This is a genomic window from Mycolicibacterium celeriflavum, assembly GCF_010731795.1.
GTDB classification, from domain to species: Bacteria; Actinomycetota; Actinomycetes; order Mycobacteriales; family Mycobacteriaceae; genus Mycobacterium; species Mycobacterium celeriflavum.
The window spans coordinates 2,706,699-2,720,423 of record NZ_AP022591.1 but is presented as its reverse complement, the minus strand read 5'-3'; the positions used below and the strand labels follow the sequence as shown (position 1 = coordinate 2,720,423).

At 68.4% G+C, this 13,725-nt stretch carries 16 protein-coding genes and 1 pseudogene; 11 read left to right on the top strand and 6 right to left on the bottom strand.

Annotated features, from left to right (window positions below):
* On the top strand, positions 1 to 567 hold the full coding sequence (locus G6N18_RS13220) for a Clp protease N-terminal domain-containing protein (RefSeq protein WP_083006066.1): 567 nt from the start codon (positions 1 to 3) through the stop codon (positions 565 to 567).
* On the opposite strand, the gene G6N18_RS13215 is transcribed toward G6N18_RS13220, so the two are convergent.
* A complete protein-coding gene (locus G6N18_RS13215; protein WP_083006125.1) occupies positions 564 to 1,745 on the bottom strand; it encodes a sulfotransferase family protein in 1,182 nt (393 codons plus the stop codon). The genes G6N18_RS13220 and G6N18_RS13215 overlap by 4 nt on opposite strands.
* Positions 1,746 to 1,842: 97 nt before the next feature.
* On the opposite strand from G6N18_RS13215, the gene G6N18_RS13210 reads away from it, so the two are divergent.
* On the top strand, positions 1,843 to 2,418 hold the full coding sequence (locus G6N18_RS13210; RefSeq protein WP_083006064.1) for a TetR/AcrR family transcriptional regulator: 576 nt from the start codon (positions 1,843 to 1,845) through the stop codon (positions 2,416 to 2,418).
* Positions 2,415 to 3,512, top strand: a complete 1,098-nt coding sequence (locus tag G6N18_RS13205; protein ID WP_083006062.1) for a DUF1214 domain-containing protein — start codon at positions 2,415 to 2,417, stop codon at positions 3,510 to 3,512. The genes G6N18_RS13210 and G6N18_RS13205 overlap by 4 nt, the downstream gene beginning before the upstream one ends.
* Here G6N18_RS13205 and G6N18_RS13200 read toward each other — a convergent pair.
* The gene (locus G6N18_RS13200) at positions 3,505 to 4,374 is read right to left on the bottom strand and encodes a 1,4-dihydroxy-2-naphthoate polyprenyltransferase (RefSeq protein WP_083006060.1); all 870 of its coding nucleotides are present in this window, start codon (positions 4,372 to 4,374) and stop codon (positions 3,505 to 3,507) included. The two genes, G6N18_RS13205 and G6N18_RS13200, sit on opposite strands and share 8 nt — an antisense overlap.
* A 44-nt stretch (positions 4,375 to 4,418) precedes the next feature.
* Here G6N18_RS13200 and G6N18_RS13195 point away from each other — a divergent pair, with 44 nt between their 5' ends.
* The 5 genes from G6N18_RS13195 to G6N18_RS13175 are packed head-to-tail and all read left to right on the top strand — an operon-like array spanning position 4,419 to position 8,407.
* Positions 4,419 to 4,643 carry a hypothetical protein gene (locus G6N18_RS13195; protein WP_083006058.1) on the top strand — a complete coding sequence of 75 codons (225 nt, stop codon included), beginning with the start codon at positions 4,419 to 4,421 and terminating at the stop codon, positions 4,641 to 4,643.
* Positions 4,644 to 4,646: 3 nt separating this feature from the next.
* Complete coding sequence (locus tag G6N18_RS13190; protein WP_083006056.1) at positions 4,647 to 5,423, top strand: S-methyl-5'-thioadenosine phosphorylase; 777 nt, start codon at positions 4,647 to 4,649, stop codon at positions 5,421 to 5,423.
* Positions 5,420 to 6,451 carry an NAD-dependent epimerase/dehydratase family protein gene (locus G6N18_RS13185; protein WP_083006054.1) on the top strand — a complete coding sequence of 344 codons (1,032 nt, stop codon included), beginning with the start codon at positions 5,420 to 5,422 and terminating at the stop codon, positions 6,449 to 6,451. The genes G6N18_RS13190 and G6N18_RS13185 overlap by 4 nt, the downstream gene beginning before the upstream one ends.
* The gene (locus G6N18_RS13180) at positions 6,451 to 7,266 is read left to right on the top strand and encodes an alpha/beta hydrolase (RefSeq protein ID WP_083006052.1); all 816 of its coding nucleotides are present in this window, start codon (positions 6,451 to 6,453) and stop codon (positions 7,264 to 7,266) included. The genes G6N18_RS13185 and G6N18_RS13180 overlap by 1 nt, the downstream gene beginning before the upstream one ends.
* A 13-nt stretch (positions 7,267 to 7,279) precedes the next feature.
* Positions 7,280 to 8,407 carry an NAD(P)H-dependent flavin oxidoreductase gene (locus tag G6N18_RS13175; RefSeq protein ID WP_083006050.1) on the top strand — a complete coding sequence of 376 codons (1,128 nt, stop codon included), beginning with the start codon at positions 7,280 to 7,282 and terminating at the stop codon, positions 8,405 to 8,407.
* 10 nt (positions 8,408 to 8,417) lie between these two features.
* On the opposite strand, the pseudogene G6N18_RS13170 reads toward G6N18_RS13175, so the two are convergent.
* The 3 genes and pseudogenes from G6N18_RS13170 to G6N18_RS13160 all read right to left on the bottom strand — a co-directional run bounded on the left by G6N18_RS13170 (position 8,418) and on the right by G6N18_RS13160 (position 11,206).
* Positions 8,418 to 9,378: pseudogene (locus tag G6N18_RS13170) on the bottom strand (IS481 family transposase).
* 104 nt (positions 9,379 to 9,482) lie between these two features.
* Positions 9,483 to 10,505, bottom strand: coding sequence for a sensor histidine kinase (locus G6N18_RS13165; protein ID WP_067224094.1), 1,023 nt, complete (start codon positions 10,503 to 10,505; stop codon positions 9,483 to 9,485).
* Positions 10,505 to 11,206, bottom strand: a complete 702-nt coding sequence (locus G6N18_RS13160) for a response regulator transcription factor (protein ID WP_067224096.1) — start codon at positions 11,204 to 11,206, stop codon at positions 10,505 to 10,507. Before G6N18_RS13160 ends, G6N18_RS13165 begins: the two co-directional genes overlap by 1 nt.
* A 103-nt stretch (positions 11,207 to 11,309) precedes the next feature.
* Between G6N18_RS13160 and G6N18_RS13155 the strand changes: the two genes are divergently transcribed.
* From G6N18_RS13155 to G6N18_RS13145, 3 genes are read left to right on the top strand one after another with little or no spacing between them, the layout of a single operon-like run.
* Complete coding sequence (locus tag G6N18_RS13155; RefSeq protein WP_109749479.1) at positions 11,310 to 11,966, top strand: glycosyltransferase family 2 protein; 657 nt, start codon at positions 11,310 to 11,312, stop codon at positions 11,964 to 11,966.
* Positions 11,963 to 12,625 carry a TIGR04282 family arsenosugar biosynthesis glycosyltransferase gene (locus tag G6N18_RS13150; RefSeq protein ID WP_083002856.1) on the top strand — a complete coding sequence of 221 codons (663 nt, stop codon included), beginning with the start codon at positions 11,963 to 11,965 and terminating at the stop codon, positions 12,623 to 12,625. Before G6N18_RS13155 ends, G6N18_RS13150 begins: the two co-directional genes overlap by 4 nt.
* A complete protein-coding gene (locus G6N18_RS13145; RefSeq protein WP_083003204.1) occupies positions 12,625 to 13,254 on the top strand; it encodes a methyltransferase domain-containing protein in 630 nt (209 codons plus the stop codon). Before G6N18_RS13150 ends, G6N18_RS13145 begins: the two co-directional genes overlap by 1 nt.
* Here the strand turns inward: G6N18_RS13145 and G6N18_RS13140 are convergent.
* Positions 13,251 to 13,724 (bottom strand): hypothetical protein, encoded by a 474-nt coding sequence (locus G6N18_RS13140; protein WP_083002860.1) that lies wholly within the window; start codon positions 13,722 to 13,724, stop codon positions 13,251 to 13,253. The genes G6N18_RS13145 and G6N18_RS13140 overlap by 4 nt on opposite strands.
* Position 13,725 lies beyond the last annotated feature (1 nt).

Here is a 13,725-nt window from a genome sequence, read left to right as displayed (position 1 = left end):
ATGTTCGAGAGGTTCAGCCGCAACGCCCGCATCGCCGTGGTGCTGGCGCAGGAAGAAGCGCGGGAGTTGGATTCCGAAGCGATACGGCCGGAGCACCTGCTGGTGGGTGTCTTGCAAAGTGCGGGACGCGATCTTTCGCGGCTGCTCGCAGGGCGCGGGGTCACGGCCGAAGCCGTCCGTGCACAGCTGGACTCGGCCGATACGCCGGCCGACCCGACATTCGACGAAGATGCCGATGCGCTGCGCTCGATCGGGATAGATCTGCGGGCCATGCGGGACAACGTGGTACGCAATTTCGGTCGCGACGCGTGGAACAACGCGCTTCGCAACTCCGGCCGGCGGCCCCGTCGTCGCAGGCACATTCCGTTCACCAAACCGGCCAAGAAGGCACTCGAGCTGTCCCTGCGGGAAGCCTTGGCGCACAAGGACTCCAGTATCGGTTGCGAACACCTGATCCTCGGCATCCTGCGCGGCGGTGACCGCTGCGCCCTCCGACTGATCACCGAGCACGTCGATGCGGATCGGCTGCGCGACGAAATCGTCACGCTGCTCGACGAAGCCGCTTAGGACAGAAAGCGCTCGATGTAGGGCGTGAAGCGGGCGTGCAGGTCATCCGGGTCCAGGCCGAACATCTCCGCCGACGTCGCGACCCGGCCCAACCGGCCGCGCTGGTGTCCGGCCAGATAGTCGGCTATCGCGGCGCGGGCCTCATCGGTGAATGGCTCACCGGCTAGCGCATAAACGCTTGCGGCAGTGCTCAGTTCATCGGCCATGAAGTCGTCGAAGCGAATGTCGATCGAGCGCTCCGCTCCGATGACGTCTCTGTCGCGGATCAACGCGTTGAGCATGAGTTCGAGCCGGTCCACCCAGCACGCCGCGATCTGCTCGACGGGCACCGGCGAGCAGTGCATCCGCGCGGAGTACGTGAGCATCGCCAGCATCGACAACACCACCGGCACCGGATCGCGATGGGTGGCGATCATCACGACCCCGGGGAACACGCGGTCGAGCACCGGCAACTGCTCGAGATGCTGCGGCGACTTGAGCAACCAGCGCCTGCCGCCGCGCAGGAACTGCAGCGCCTTGAGCTGGGTGGCCAGATGCTCGTAGTGCGGCGTCTGGTCGTGGCTCAGGTAGTAGTCGCGCCAGCGCGGCACGTGTCCGAGCGTCTCGAACAGCATCGATGAGAAGTCGTTGGCCAGCAGCTGGATCTCCTCGTGGACGTGGTCGGTGGTCATCTCGTGCATCAACGCGAAGTGCGGCATCACCGCGTTCATGAACTCCACCGCGGCGTCCATCCGGGTGCGCCGCGGGTCCGGCTCGACACCGGCCTCCGAGGGCAGCGGGAACGGCTCGTTGCTCTCCCAATAGGGCAGCGCGCGAAGGGTGGGGCCGGCCGCGAGCAGGTTGTGCAGGTGCGTGGTGCCGGTGCGCGGCAGACCGGCGATCACGACCGGCGGCGCCAACTCGATGTCGTGGATCTCGGGATGTCGGGCGAGCAGGTCGGTCAGCAGCAGCCGGTTCTTCAACCATTGCAACAGCTGCGCGTGGAAGTTGACGACGCCGGCATCGTGCAGGCCCGGAATCTCTTGGAGCGCAGCGAGAAACACGTCCAGCCGCTCGCGATAGTCGTCGGCGCCGAAGGCGTCGAGCCCGGTTTCGGCGCTGGCCTTGGCGTGCAGCACGTCGGCGTTGAGTGGGCAGTCGGGCGCCATCGCCGCCATCATCTGGCGAAGCGGCTCCATCTCGGCCGGGAAGCGGGGCTCGGCGAGGTCGTCGAGCACGACGGGCGCGGGTGATGTGGTGTCGGTCACAGCAACTTATGTTACTGTCAGTTTCGTAATGACGACGGAAATCGGCCGACCTCGCGACAAACGCATCAACGGCGCCGTCCTGCGCGCGACGGTCGACCTGCTCGGCGAGACCGGCTACGCGGACCTGACCGTCGACGCGATCGCACGTCGGGCAGGAACCAGCAAGCCCGCGATCTACCGGCGCTGGCCGGGCAAGGCGCACGTCGTGCATGAAGCCGTGTTTCCGGTGAGCGCCGCCACCGAACTGCCCGACACCGGATCGCTGCCGGGCGACGTCCGCGAGATGGTCCGCCGAACAGCGGGCGTGCTGACCACGCCCGCTGCCAGGGCCGCATTGCCTGGGCTCGTCGGTGAGATGGCCGCGAACCCGCCACTGCACGCCGCGCTGCTCGAACGCTTCGCCGACGTGCTCTCGCATGGCCTGACCGAACGGCTCGGGGCGGCGGTGGCACGCGGTGAGGTGCGGCCCGACGTCTCGGCCGCCGAACTCGTCGAGGCCGTGGCGGGCATGACATTCATGGCCTTGATCACCCGCGGCGATGGTCTGGACGACGCGTGGGTGGACCGCACCGCCGAACTCATCTCGAGAGGAATCAGCGCATGACACACGAGTCCACCGCCGCCTGGCGCGAACTGCTCGACACGCTCGGCGGGCTGGACCGCGCCTTCCTCGAGGGGGATCGCGCGGTCACCGACGATCGTCACATCGCCGACGGCTACCGCATGCTCGCGACGACTCTCGGGGTCGCGTTCGACACCTACCTGTTCGCCGAGCCGAGCCGGCCGCAGTGGGTGGAGCTCAACACCCCGTTCCGCCGCGACCGCCGCTGGGGCGGCGACAACACCGACGCCTGGTACTTCATGTGCCCGGTCGACCCGAAGCGCCGCTACCGCATCAGCGGCAACAAGGGCGACAGCGTGTACTTCTCGGTGACCGCCTACAACGAGCCGTCACCGGGCGCGTGGTCCGACCGCGTGGTGGCGGTCATCCGCGACGACGACCTGGACATGGACGCCGACGGCAACTTCTCGTTCGACTACGGGCCCACCGACGACGGCGTGGTGCTGGTGACCCGCGACTACCAGGCCGACCCGCTGACCGGCAGACCGGTGGCGTGGCAGATCGAGGCGCTCGACGAGCCCGACGCGATCCGCCACGGCGACCCGGAGACGGCGGCCGCGCTACGGGCCAGTGCGGCGTGGCTGCGCACGATGTTCGCGATCGTGCCGCTGGCCGTTGGTGTACGGGTCGACGACCATCACGCTCTCGGTCACGAAATCTCGCAGGTGGCAAACCAATTCGCCGATCCGTACCAGGTGCCCGATGCGAACTTTGGCTGGTCGGCGCGTGACGCCTGCTACGCCTACGGTAGTTTCGAACTCTCCGACGACGAGGCGCTGATCGTCACGCACCGGCCGCCGGCATGCCGGTTCTGGAACCTGGTGGTGTGGAACCAGTTCATGGCCGGTGTCCCAGACGCCAGGACATCGGTCAACGGCTACAGCGCGGTGCCCAACTCCGACGGATCGGTCACGGTCGTCATCTCCCGCGGCATGACCGAACATCCGAATTCGATTACCACGGTGGACTATCCGCGCGGCAACCTGGCGTTCCGGTGGTTCCTCGCCGACGCGGTGCCCGCCCGGCCCGAGGTCCAGTTGGTCAAGGCCGCCGACGCCCCGACGGCCGTCACCTAATCGCAAGGGCGATAGCGACGGCCACTGCCCACACCAGCATCGTCAGCCCGGTGTCCCGCAGTACCGGAATGAGGTCCTTGCCGCCGAGGCGTTTCCGCACCGGCCTCGCCGCGCGGACCGCGAGCGGCAGCGCAATCAAGCCGACCGCCGCCCACGGCGTCGCGGACATCAGCACCAATGTCAACGCGAACGCCACGGCCAGCAGACCCTGATACAACAGCCGGGTCCGCGCGTCGCCGAGTCGCACGGCCAGCGTGATCTTCCCCGACTCCTTGTCGGTCGGGATGTCGCGCAAATTGTTGGCCACCAGCACCGCCGACGACATGGCGCCCATCGCGACCGCAATCGCGGCGCCCACCCAGTCGATCCGCAGCGCCTGGGTGTACTGCGTGCCCAGCACGGCCACCAGCCCGAAGAACACGAACACCGCGACCTCGCCCAGCCCCAGATAGCCGTAGGGCCGCTTGCCGCCGGTGTACAGCCACGCCCCAGCGATGCAGACCGCGCCGACCGCGATCAGCCACGGCGCGCTCACCGCCGCCAGCACCAGGCCGGCCACCGCCGCGAGGGCCATGCTCACCACCGCGGCCGTGAGCACCGCCCTCGGCGTGGCGACCTTCGACCCGACCAACCGCAGCGGGCCGGCCCGAACGTCGTCGGTGCCGCGGATCCCGTCCGAGTAGTCGTTGGCGTAGTTCACCCCGATGATCAGAGCGACGGCCACGGCCAGCGCGAGCAGCGCCTTCCACCAGCAGGCGGCGTGCAGCCAGGCCGCGGCGCCCGTGCCCGCGATCACCGGCGCGATCGCGTTGGGCAGGGTGCGCGGGCGCGCGCCTTCGACCCACTGGGCGAATGTGGCCACGAGCGACAGTCTCCCACGGGCGCAGACCGTGGCAGACTGAGCGCATGGAGGACCGACTCAGCAAGGCGGAGATTCGCAAGGACGCCGTGCAGGAGATCTTCGACTCCGGCGTATCGACTGTCGGTGAGGTGGTCTCGATCATCACCACCGCGGTCAAGGACGTCGCCAACGCCGTCGGCGGCTTTGCCACCGACGCGTTCGAGATCCGCGACACCGTGCGCCTCGCGTCGCAACGGCTCGACGAAACCGACGATCAACCGCCCGCTTAGACCGTGCTCGGAGTCATCGGCGGGAGCGGCTTCTACAGCTTCTTCGGGCCCGACGCGCGCAGCGTCAACCTCGACACCCCGTACGGCGTGCCGAGCGCCCCGATCACCGTGGGAACCGTCGGCGAACACGAAGTGGCGTTCCTGCCGCGGCATGGTGTCAACCACGAGTTCTCCCCGCACACGGTGCCGTACCGGGCCAACATGTGGGCGCTGCGCGCACTCGGTGTGCGACGCATCTTCGGACCGTGTGCCGTTGGCAGCCTCACCTCCGACTTCGGGCCGGGCGCCATGGTGGTGCCCGACCAACTGGTCGACCGCACCAGCGGCCGCCCCGACACCTACTTCGACTCGGGCGGCATCCATGTCGCATTCGCCGACCCGTACTGCCCGACGTTGCGCGCCGCGGCCGTCGATCTGCCCGGTGTCATCGACGGCGGCACCATGGTGGTGGTGCAGGGACCGCGGTTTTCCACCCGCGCCGAGAGCCGGTGGTTCGCCGAGCAGGGCTTCACCCTGGTGAACATGACGGGATACCCCGAGGCGGTGCTGGCTCGTGAGCTCGAGATGTGTTATGCCGCAATCGCCTTGGTGACCGACCTGGATGCCGGCATCGAGACGGGCGCCGGCGTGCGGGCGGTGGACGTATTCGCCGAATTCGAACGCAACCTGGTGCCGTTCAAGAAACTCGTGCACGAGGCGATCGAAAACACAGCCCAGGACAATTCCTGTACGCACTGCCAGCCGCACGACGGCATCCGACTGCCGTTCGAACTCCCGTGAGAGTCCTGCTGACCGGCGCGGCCGGTTTCATCGGCGCCCGGGTCGACGCGGCGCTGCGCGAGGCCGGCCACGACGTCATCGCTGTCGACGCGATGCTGCCCGCCGCCCACGGGCCCGGCGCCGAGGCACCCGCGGACTGCCGGGTGCTCGACGTCCGCGACGCGTCCGCGCTGGCGCCGCTGATGAAGGGCATCGACGTGGTGTGCCATCAGGCGGCCGTGGTCGGAGCGGGGGTGAACGCCGCGGACGCGCCGTCGTACGGCAGTCACAACGACTACGGCACCGCGGTGCTGCTAGCCGAGATGTTCGCAGCGGGCTGTCAGCGGTTGGTGCTGGCGTCCTCGATGGTGGTCTACGGCCAAGGGCGCTACGACTGCCCGGAACACGGGCCGGTCGACCCGCAGCCGCGCACCCGCGCCGACCTCGACGCCGGCGTGTTCGAGCACCGGTGCCCGCTGTGTGGGGTGCTCGTGCAGTGGCGGCTGGTGGGCGAGGACGCCCCGCTGCGGCCCCGCAGCCTCTATGCGGCCAGCAAGACGGCTCAAGAGCATTACGCGCTGGCATGGGCCGAGGCGGTCGGCGGCGCCGTCACAGCCCTGCGGTACCACAACGTGTACGGCCCCTACATGCCGCGCGACACCCCGTATTCGGGGGTGGCGGCGATCTTCCGGTCGGAACTCGAATCTGGTGATGTACCACGGGTTTTCGAAGATGGTGGGCAGATGCGCGACTTCGTGCACGTCGACGACGTCGCGGCGGCCAACGTGGCCGCGGTGGAATCCCGGTTGGAGGGGTTCGGCGCTTTCAACGTCTGTTCGGGACGGCCGATCTCGATACTGGAGGTGGCCACCGAGCTGTGCGAAACACGCGGTGACGCCCCGCCCGTGGTCACCGGACAGTACCGCAGCGGCGACGTCCGCCATATCGTCGCGGACCCCGCGCGGGCCGCCGACGTACTCGGGTTCCACGCGGCGGTGGACCCACGCGACGGGTTGCGCGAGTTCGCGTTCGCGCCGTTGCGGGCCTGATGCGCCGGACGGTCGGCGTACTCGTTATCGTCACGCTCGTGGCGGCGGGTCTGATCGGTCTACTCTGGTCCCAGCAGCGGCGGTTGATCTACTTCCCGTCGCCGGGTCCACTGCCGGCTGCCGCCACCATGCTCCCCAACGGGCAGGACGTGGTGTTCGAGACCGACGACGAAATCCGGCTGGCCAGTTGGTTTTTCCCGATCAAGGGCGAGGCTCCCGCCGTGCTGGTGTTCAACGGCAACGCCGGCGATCGGTCGATGCGCGTGCCGCTGGCCTCGGCGCTGAACCGGATGGGCTGCTCTGTGCTGTTGTTCGACTACCGCGGGTTCGGCGGGAATCCGGGCCGCCCGTCGGAGGAGGGTCTGGCTGCCGATGCACGGGCCGCGCAAGCCTGGCTGGCCGCGCAGCCGGAAGTCGAGAAGATCACCTATTTCGGCGAATCCCTCGGCGCCGCAGTCGCTATCGGGCTCGGTGTTGAGCGGCCGCCGCACTCGCTGGTGCTGCGCTCGCCGTTCACCTCGCTGCCCGACGTCGGCGCGGTGCACTACCCGTGGCTGCCGGTGCGTTGGTTGCTGACGGACCGCTACCCGTCGGTCGACCGCATCGCGTCGGTACGGGTGCCGCTGATGGTGATCGCGGGGGCTCGCGACGACGTCGTGCCCGAGCCGATGAGCCGTCGGCTGTTCGACGCCGCCAACGAACCGAAGCGCTATGTGCTGGTGCCGGGCGCCGGACACAACGACCTCGAGTTGCTCGTCGGCCGGCAGATGCTCGACGAGATCCGGAAGTTTCTTTCGGATACAGGTCTGACTTAGTGATACTGGTGGCGTGAAACCCGCCATCTGTGAACAGTTCGGTATCGACTTTCCGCTCTTTGCGTTCAGCCACTGTCGTGACGTCGTCGCCGCGGTGACCAACGCCGGTGGGTTCGGCGTGCTGGGCGCGACCGCGTACACCCCCGAGCTGCTGGATCAGGAACTGTCGTGGATCGACGACCATGTCGGCGGCAAGCCGTACGGCCTGGACATCATCGTGCCCGCGAAGTTCGAGGGCAAAGGGGAGAAGCTGTCGACCGGCGACCTCGCCGCGCGCATCCCCGACGAGTACCGCGGCTTCATCACCGAACTGCTGGCGGCTCACGACATCGAGCCGGAGGCGTCGCCGCGCACCGGTCCGCCCATCCTGTCCGGCAACACCGGGAAGGACCTGCTCGACGTGGCGATGAGCCATCCGATCAAGCTGATCGCCAACGCGCTCGGTGTGCCGCCGGACTACATGATCGAGGCGGGCAAGGAGCGCGGCATTCCGGTCGCGGCGCTGGTGGGGGCCAAGGAGCACGCCGTCAAACAGGTGCGCGCCGGCGTTGACCTGATCGTCGCGCAGGGCACCGAAGCCGGCGGACACTGCGGCGAGGTGACGACGCTGGTGCTGGTCCCCGAGGTCTTAGAGGCTGTGGAGGCCGCCGGGTCCAAGGTTCCGGTACTCGCCGCGGGGGGCATCGTCACGGGCCGGCAGATGGCGGCGGCGGTGGCGATGGGCGCCGACGGGGCATGGACCGGATCGGTGTGGCTCACCACCGAGGAGGCCGAGACCGCGCCGCACACCAAGCAGAAGTTTCTGGCCGCGACGTCGCGCGATACCGTCCGTTCGGCGGGTAGGACGGGAAAGCCTGCGCGACAGCTCGTTTCGGACTGGACACAAGCGTGGCTGCCGAACGACGGCGGCCAGCGGCCGCTGCCGTTGCCGTTGCAGTCGATGCTGTCGGAGCCGGTCATCCGCCGGATCGACGTGCTCGCCTCGCAGGGCCATCCCGGTGCCCAGGCGTTGGCGACGTATTTTGTCGGGCAGGGCGTCGGGCTGATGAACAAGGTCAAACCCGCTCGAGAAGTGGTTCGGGAGTTCATCGAGGACTACGTCGCCGCGACCGAACGCCTGAGCAACTCGCTCCCCGACTAGTTGTACTCGGTCATGAGGTTGGTTGCAGTCGGCTGATGGGCGGCAGTCCACCGAGTGCGCTGTGACGCCGTTGAGTGTTGTAGTACTTGAGCCAGGGGGCAAGGGCTGCGGCGCGTTGGCTGTTGGAGGTGAAGACGCGCTTGTAGGCCCATTCGGTCTGCAGCGTGCGGTTGAGGCGTTCCACCTTTCCGTTCTGCCAGGGGCAATGCGGCTTGATGAAGATCTGGCGAGCGCCCAGCTCAGCGCTGACTTCGCGTAGCGAGTATCGGTAGGCCCAGGCGTTGTCGGTCATGATCTGTTCGATGGCAGGGATGCCGTGGGCGCAGAAGTAGGCTGCGGCGCGGCGCAGAAACCCAGCGCAGCTGGAGCCTTTCTCGTCGGGAAGGATTTCGCTGTAGGCCAGCCGGCTGTAGTCATCAACAAGTGAGTGGATGTAGTCAAACCCGTTACGCCGGTTGACATCTAAGCCAGTGTTACCGCGCCCGTGTGCGCCAACCGCCTCCGTCGGGTATGCGGCCCAGCTTCTTGACGTCCATATGGACCAGTTCACCGGGCCGGGATCGTTCATAACGTACGGCGGTGGCCTTGGAGGCGCGGATAACGTGACCGGTCATCGGGTCACAGTCACGCAAATAGGGCACGTCGCGTCGGCGCAGCACACGCGACACCGTGCGGGCGCACACACCCAGCTTCGCGCTGATCTCGTCGGGACCGCAGCGGTGCCGACGCCGCCAAGCCACGATCTGATTTTCGAGGCCGTGGGTAACCCGGGTGGGCGTGGTATGCGGGCGCGAGGGCCGGTCGCACAGGCCCGCCTCGCCGTCGGTTTCGTAGCGAGTGATCCAGGTGTGTACGCACTTGCGCGACACCCCCATCGCCTTGGCGATATGGGCTTTAGCCCAGCCGGCCTGATACCGCTGCACTATCAGCAGTCGGCCGTGAAACGTCGTACGGGCATTACGGTGGGACACGAGAACCTCCGGACGGTGGTGGACCTAGACAAGCCACACCTCATCCGGAGGTTCTCCTCACATCAAGCCGACACGCCTGCTACCAACGTCCTGTCCCGGTACAACTAGTCCGCCGCCAGCGGCAACCGCACTTCGAACCGCGCGCCGCTGCCCAGGTTGCGTGCCGACAACGTCCCGCGATGCGCCTGCACCAGGCCCGCGGCGATTGCCAGGCCCAACCCCGAACCGCTGGGCAGTGACGAATCCGCCCGTGGCACCCGGTCGTTCGAGCCGCGGTACGCGACGTCGAACACCCGCGGCAGATCGGCCTCGTCGATGCCGACGCCGGTGTCGTCGACGCGCGCCCACGCGCCGTTCTCGTCGGATCCCAGTGCCAGCAGCACCCGGCCGCCCGCCGGGGTGTGGGCGATCGCGTTGGCCACCAGGTTGGACAACACCCGCACCAGTGCCCGGTCGCTGCCCAGCACCCGCACCGGCGTCGCAGGCAGGTCGACCGTCAACGCCACGCCTGCGCGCTCGGCGGCGATCCGGTGGGCGGTCAGGACGTCGTCGACGACCTCGTCGAGCGCGACCTTGTCGAACACCGGCTGGATCGCACCCGCGTTGATCTTCGACATCTCGAACAGGTCGTCGACCATCTCGGACAGTCGGATCGACTCGTGCTCAATGGTTTTCGCGTGCACCCGCACTTCGGCGTCGGGTACCACACCGTCGGCGATCGCCTCGGATACCGCGCGTATGCCGGCCAGCGGGGTGCGTAGGTCATGGCTGACGAACGCGACCAGCCTGCGACGCGACTGTTCGGCGGCCCGTTCGGACTCGCGGATCTCCTGCTCCCACACGGTGCGGCGGGCCTGGTAGCGCGCCAGCATCACCGCGGCGGGAATCGTCACCACCGAGACGATCACCAAGACAATCGCGGTCTGCTCGAAGGTTTCGGTGATCATGAACCCGCTGGCGCCGAGGACGCCGGTGAACGTCGCCAACACCGGAATGAGCACCAGCGCCACCATGCTCACCGCCAGCGACCAGGACCGGGCCAGGCGGATGACGAGCGCACCGGCGAGCACCACGGGCACCGAGCACGCCAACGCCAACCCGATGATCTCCCACAGGTCGGTCGGCACTACGCGCTCTGCCCTTCCGGTGAGCGCGCTTCGCTGCTCCACAGATAGCCGCGGCCCCAGACCGTCTGCACCCGGTGGTGTTCACCCAGCTTCGAGCGCAACCGTTTGACGTGCACCGTCACCGTCGACAGATCGCCGAAATCCCAGTGCCACACCCGCTTCAGCAGCTCTTCGCGGCTGAACACCACGTCGGTGTGGGTGAGGAAGAACAGCAGCAGGTCGAACTCCCGGTTGGTCAGCGACACGGGCGCACCCTCGACGGTCACCGTGCGCGCCGCCGTCGACACCGTCAGACCGCCGACGCTGACGTTCAACGGCAGCCTGGCAGTCGGCGAGGGCGCGCGTCGCAGCACCGAGCGCACTCGCAACGCCAGTTCGCGCGGGCTGAACGGCTTGGTGAGGTAATCATCGGCGCCGGCCTCCAGGCCCGCGATCCGATCGTCCTCCTCGCCGAGCGCGGTCAACAGAATCACCGGGACCGTATAGCCGCCGCGCTGGCGGAGGTTGCGGCACAGTGTCAGCCCGTCCGGGCCGGGCATCATCACGTCGAGCACGGCGACGTCGATGCGCTGGGAACCGAGTAGCCGCAGCGCCTCCGTCCCGTCGTGGGCGATCGCCACGTCGAGTCCGTCGCGTTCGAGATAGCGCCGCACGACGTCGCGCACGACGGTGTCGTCGTCGGCGATCAAAACGCGCGTCACACTTCCCGAGACTAGACCGATGCGGCCACGACCTGCGCCGATGTCACGGATTCGTCACCAATCGGCTGGTTGGGGCCACGGGGCGGTGGTTAGCCTCGACACCATGCCCGACTGTCCGGTGACCGTGGTGCTGCCGTGCCTCGACGAGGCGGAATCACTGCCCGGCGTGCTCGCGGCGATGCCGGCCGGATACCGGCCGCTGGTGGTAGACAACAACAGCACCGACGCAACCGCGCAGGTGGCGCTGCGGCACGGCGCCGAGGTGGTCGCCGAGAAACGCCCCGGTTACGGCGCTGCGGTGCATGCCGGGGTGGTGGCGGCGACGACGCCGATCGTTGCGGTTTTGGACGCCGACGGCTCACTGGACCCGGGTGACCTGCCGGCGCTGGTCGACGAGCTCGACCGCGGCGCGGACATGGCGATCGGCCGGCGTCGGCCGGTGCCCGACGTGAAGTGGCCCTGGCATGCCCGGCTGGGCACCGCGGCGGTGTGCTGGCGGCTGCGCCGGCGCCACGGTTTGCTGGTGCACGACATCGCGCCGATGCGCGTCACCCGCCGCGATGCGTTGCTCGGCCTTGGTGTGAGCGATCGCCGATCTGGGTATCCGCTCGAACTGCTAGTCCGGGCGGCCGCTGCGGGCTGGCACGTGGTGGAGCGCGACGTCGCCTATGGCCCGCGAACCGGCGGGAGGTCCAAGGTGAGCGGTTCGCTGCGCGGCAGTGCGGTGGCGGCTCTCGACTTCTGGCGGGTGATCTCATGACGGTCCTACCGGTGACCGCGCTGGTAGTGGCCAAGGCACCCGTGCCGGGGTTGGCGAAGACGCGCCTCGCGGCGTCGATCGGTGCCACCGCCGCCGCGGACATCGCCGCGGCCGCGCTGCTCGACACACTCGAAGCCGTGGCCAGCGCACCCGTCGAGCGCAGGGTCGTCGCGATGACCGGTGACCTGAACTGCGCGAGTCGCGGCGACGAAATACGCCGCAGCCTCGCGGATTTCACGGTGCTGGCCCAGCGCGGCGCCGACTTCGCCGAGCGATTGGCGAACGCGCACGCCGACGCGTCCACCGGTATCCCGGTCCTGCAGATCGGGATGGACACCCCGCAGGTGAGCGCCGAACTGCTTGCCGGCTGCGGCCGGAACCTGATCGGCACCGACGCGGTGCTCGGACTCGCCGAGGACGGCGGCTGGTGGGTGCTGGGCGTCTCGCGGCCGTCCATGGCGGACTGCCTGAGGACGGTGCCGATGTCGCGGCCCGACACCGGCGCGATGACGCTCGCGGCGTTGCGTAGCGACGGGGTCGACGTCGCCATGGTCGACATGCTCGCGGATTTCGACACTCTCGACGACGTCGGCGTCGTCCGCCGGGAGTGCTTGCCGCACAGCCGGTTCGCGCGTGCAACCGAAGCGGTGCGGGCCTGATGCTGGGACAACTCTACGACCGCGCCCTCGACGGTGAGTGCTGTTGGATCCGCCAGGATGACGGTGAGGTGCGAAAGCTCCCCGTGCACAACTGGATCGGTGGTGCGCACGCCGACGGCCGGTTCGACAGGGCCGTCGTCGACCTCTGCGAAGGTCCCACGATCGACCTCGGCTGCGGTCCCGGCCGGTTGGTGATCGAGCTGATCCGACGCGGTGTCCCCGCACTGGGTGTCGACCAGTCCGCGACCGCTGTCGGCCTGGCCCGCCGAAACGGCGCTCCCGTGTTGCGCCGGGACGTGTTCGGGCAACTGCCTGCGACCGGTCGGTGGCAGACCGTACTGCTGGCCGACGGCAACGTGGGGCTCGGCGGTGACCCGCTGCGGGTGCTGCGCAGGGCGGCCGAGTTGCTGCGCCGTGGCGGTCGCTGCATCGCCGAGTTCGAGGCGCTGACCAACGGTATCCGCACCGGCTGGGTCCGGTTGGAGTCGTCGTGCACGGTCGGCCCCTGGTTCCAATGGGCCTCGGTGGGCATCGACTGCGCCGCCGAGATCGCCGAGCACGCGGGGCTGGTGCTGACCAGGGTCCATCCGATCGGAAACCGGGTGGTTGCGAGCCTGACGCTGTCCTAGCGTCTGCTCGTCGCCAACCGGATGGCGTAGACGGCCGCGCTCACCCCGAACATCGCGGCGGTCAACAGCAACCATCTGCCCAGAAACGGGTCCTGAGTCTGCCCGCTGGCGGCCAGCACGGTCGCCTCGCCCTGTTCGACGATCCCGGGCAGGAACAGCAGCAGTGTGAGCCCGGAACCGAGCGCAGGGATCCGCAAGTAGTTCAGCAGCGGCACCGGCAGCCGAGGGATTCGAGTGCTCCGCCCCAGGATCCGGTCGGCCAACGCGTACAGCGGAAACAGCACGAGGTCGTGGACGACGATCGCAGCGGCGAACCACACCACGATCGACTGCCACCACGTGCGGGAGTTCCACAGCGCCGCGGGCGTGATCGTGGCGAGCACACAACCGAACAACGCGAAGCCGGCGAGCAATGTCAGCAGGTGCAACGGATGTGATCCGTACACATCACGGAAACGCCCGGCGCGCATG

Bases quoted from the DNA above. Each gene is read 5' to 3' on its own strand.
- G6N18_RS13220 (WP_083006066.1), top strand. From the start codon at position 1: ATGTTCGAGAGGTTCAGCCGCAACGCCCGCATCGCCGTGGTGCTGGCG.
- G6N18_RS13215 (WP_083006125.1), bottom strand. From the start codon at position 1,745: ATGGAGCCGCTTCGCCAGATGATGGCGGCGATGGCGCCCGACTGCCCA.
- G6N18_RS13210 (WP_083006064.1), top strand. From the start codon at position 1,843: ATGACGACGGAAATCGGCCGACCTCGCGACAAACGCATCAACGGCGCC.
- G6N18_RS13205 (WP_083006062.1), top strand. From the start codon at position 2,415: ATGACACACGAGTCCACCGCCGCCTGGCGCGAACTGCTCGACACGCTC.
- G6N18_RS13195 (WP_083006058.1), top strand. From the start codon at position 4,419: ATGGAGGACCGACTCAGCAAGGCGGAGATTCGCAAGGACGCCGTGCAG.
- G6N18_RS13180 (WP_083006052.1), top strand. From the start codon at position 6,451: ATGCGCCGGACGGTCGGCGTACTCGTTATCGTCACGCTCGTGGCGGCG.
- G6N18_RS13155 (WP_109749479.1), top strand. From the start codon at position 11,310: ATGCCCGACTGTCCGGTGACCGTGGTGCTGCCGTGCCTCGACGAGGCG.
- G6N18_RS13150 (WP_083002856.1), top strand. From the start codon at position 11,963: ATGACGGTCCTACCGGTGACCGCGCTGGTAGTGGCCAAGGCACCCGTG.
- G6N18_RS13145 (WP_083003204.1), top strand. From the start codon at position 12,625: ATGCTGGGACAACTCTACGACCGCGCCCTCGACGGTGAGTGCTGTTGG.
- G6N18_RS13140 (WP_083002860.1), bottom strand. From the start codon at position 13,724: ATGCGCGCCGGGCGTTTCCGTGATGTGTACGGATCACATCCGTTGCAC.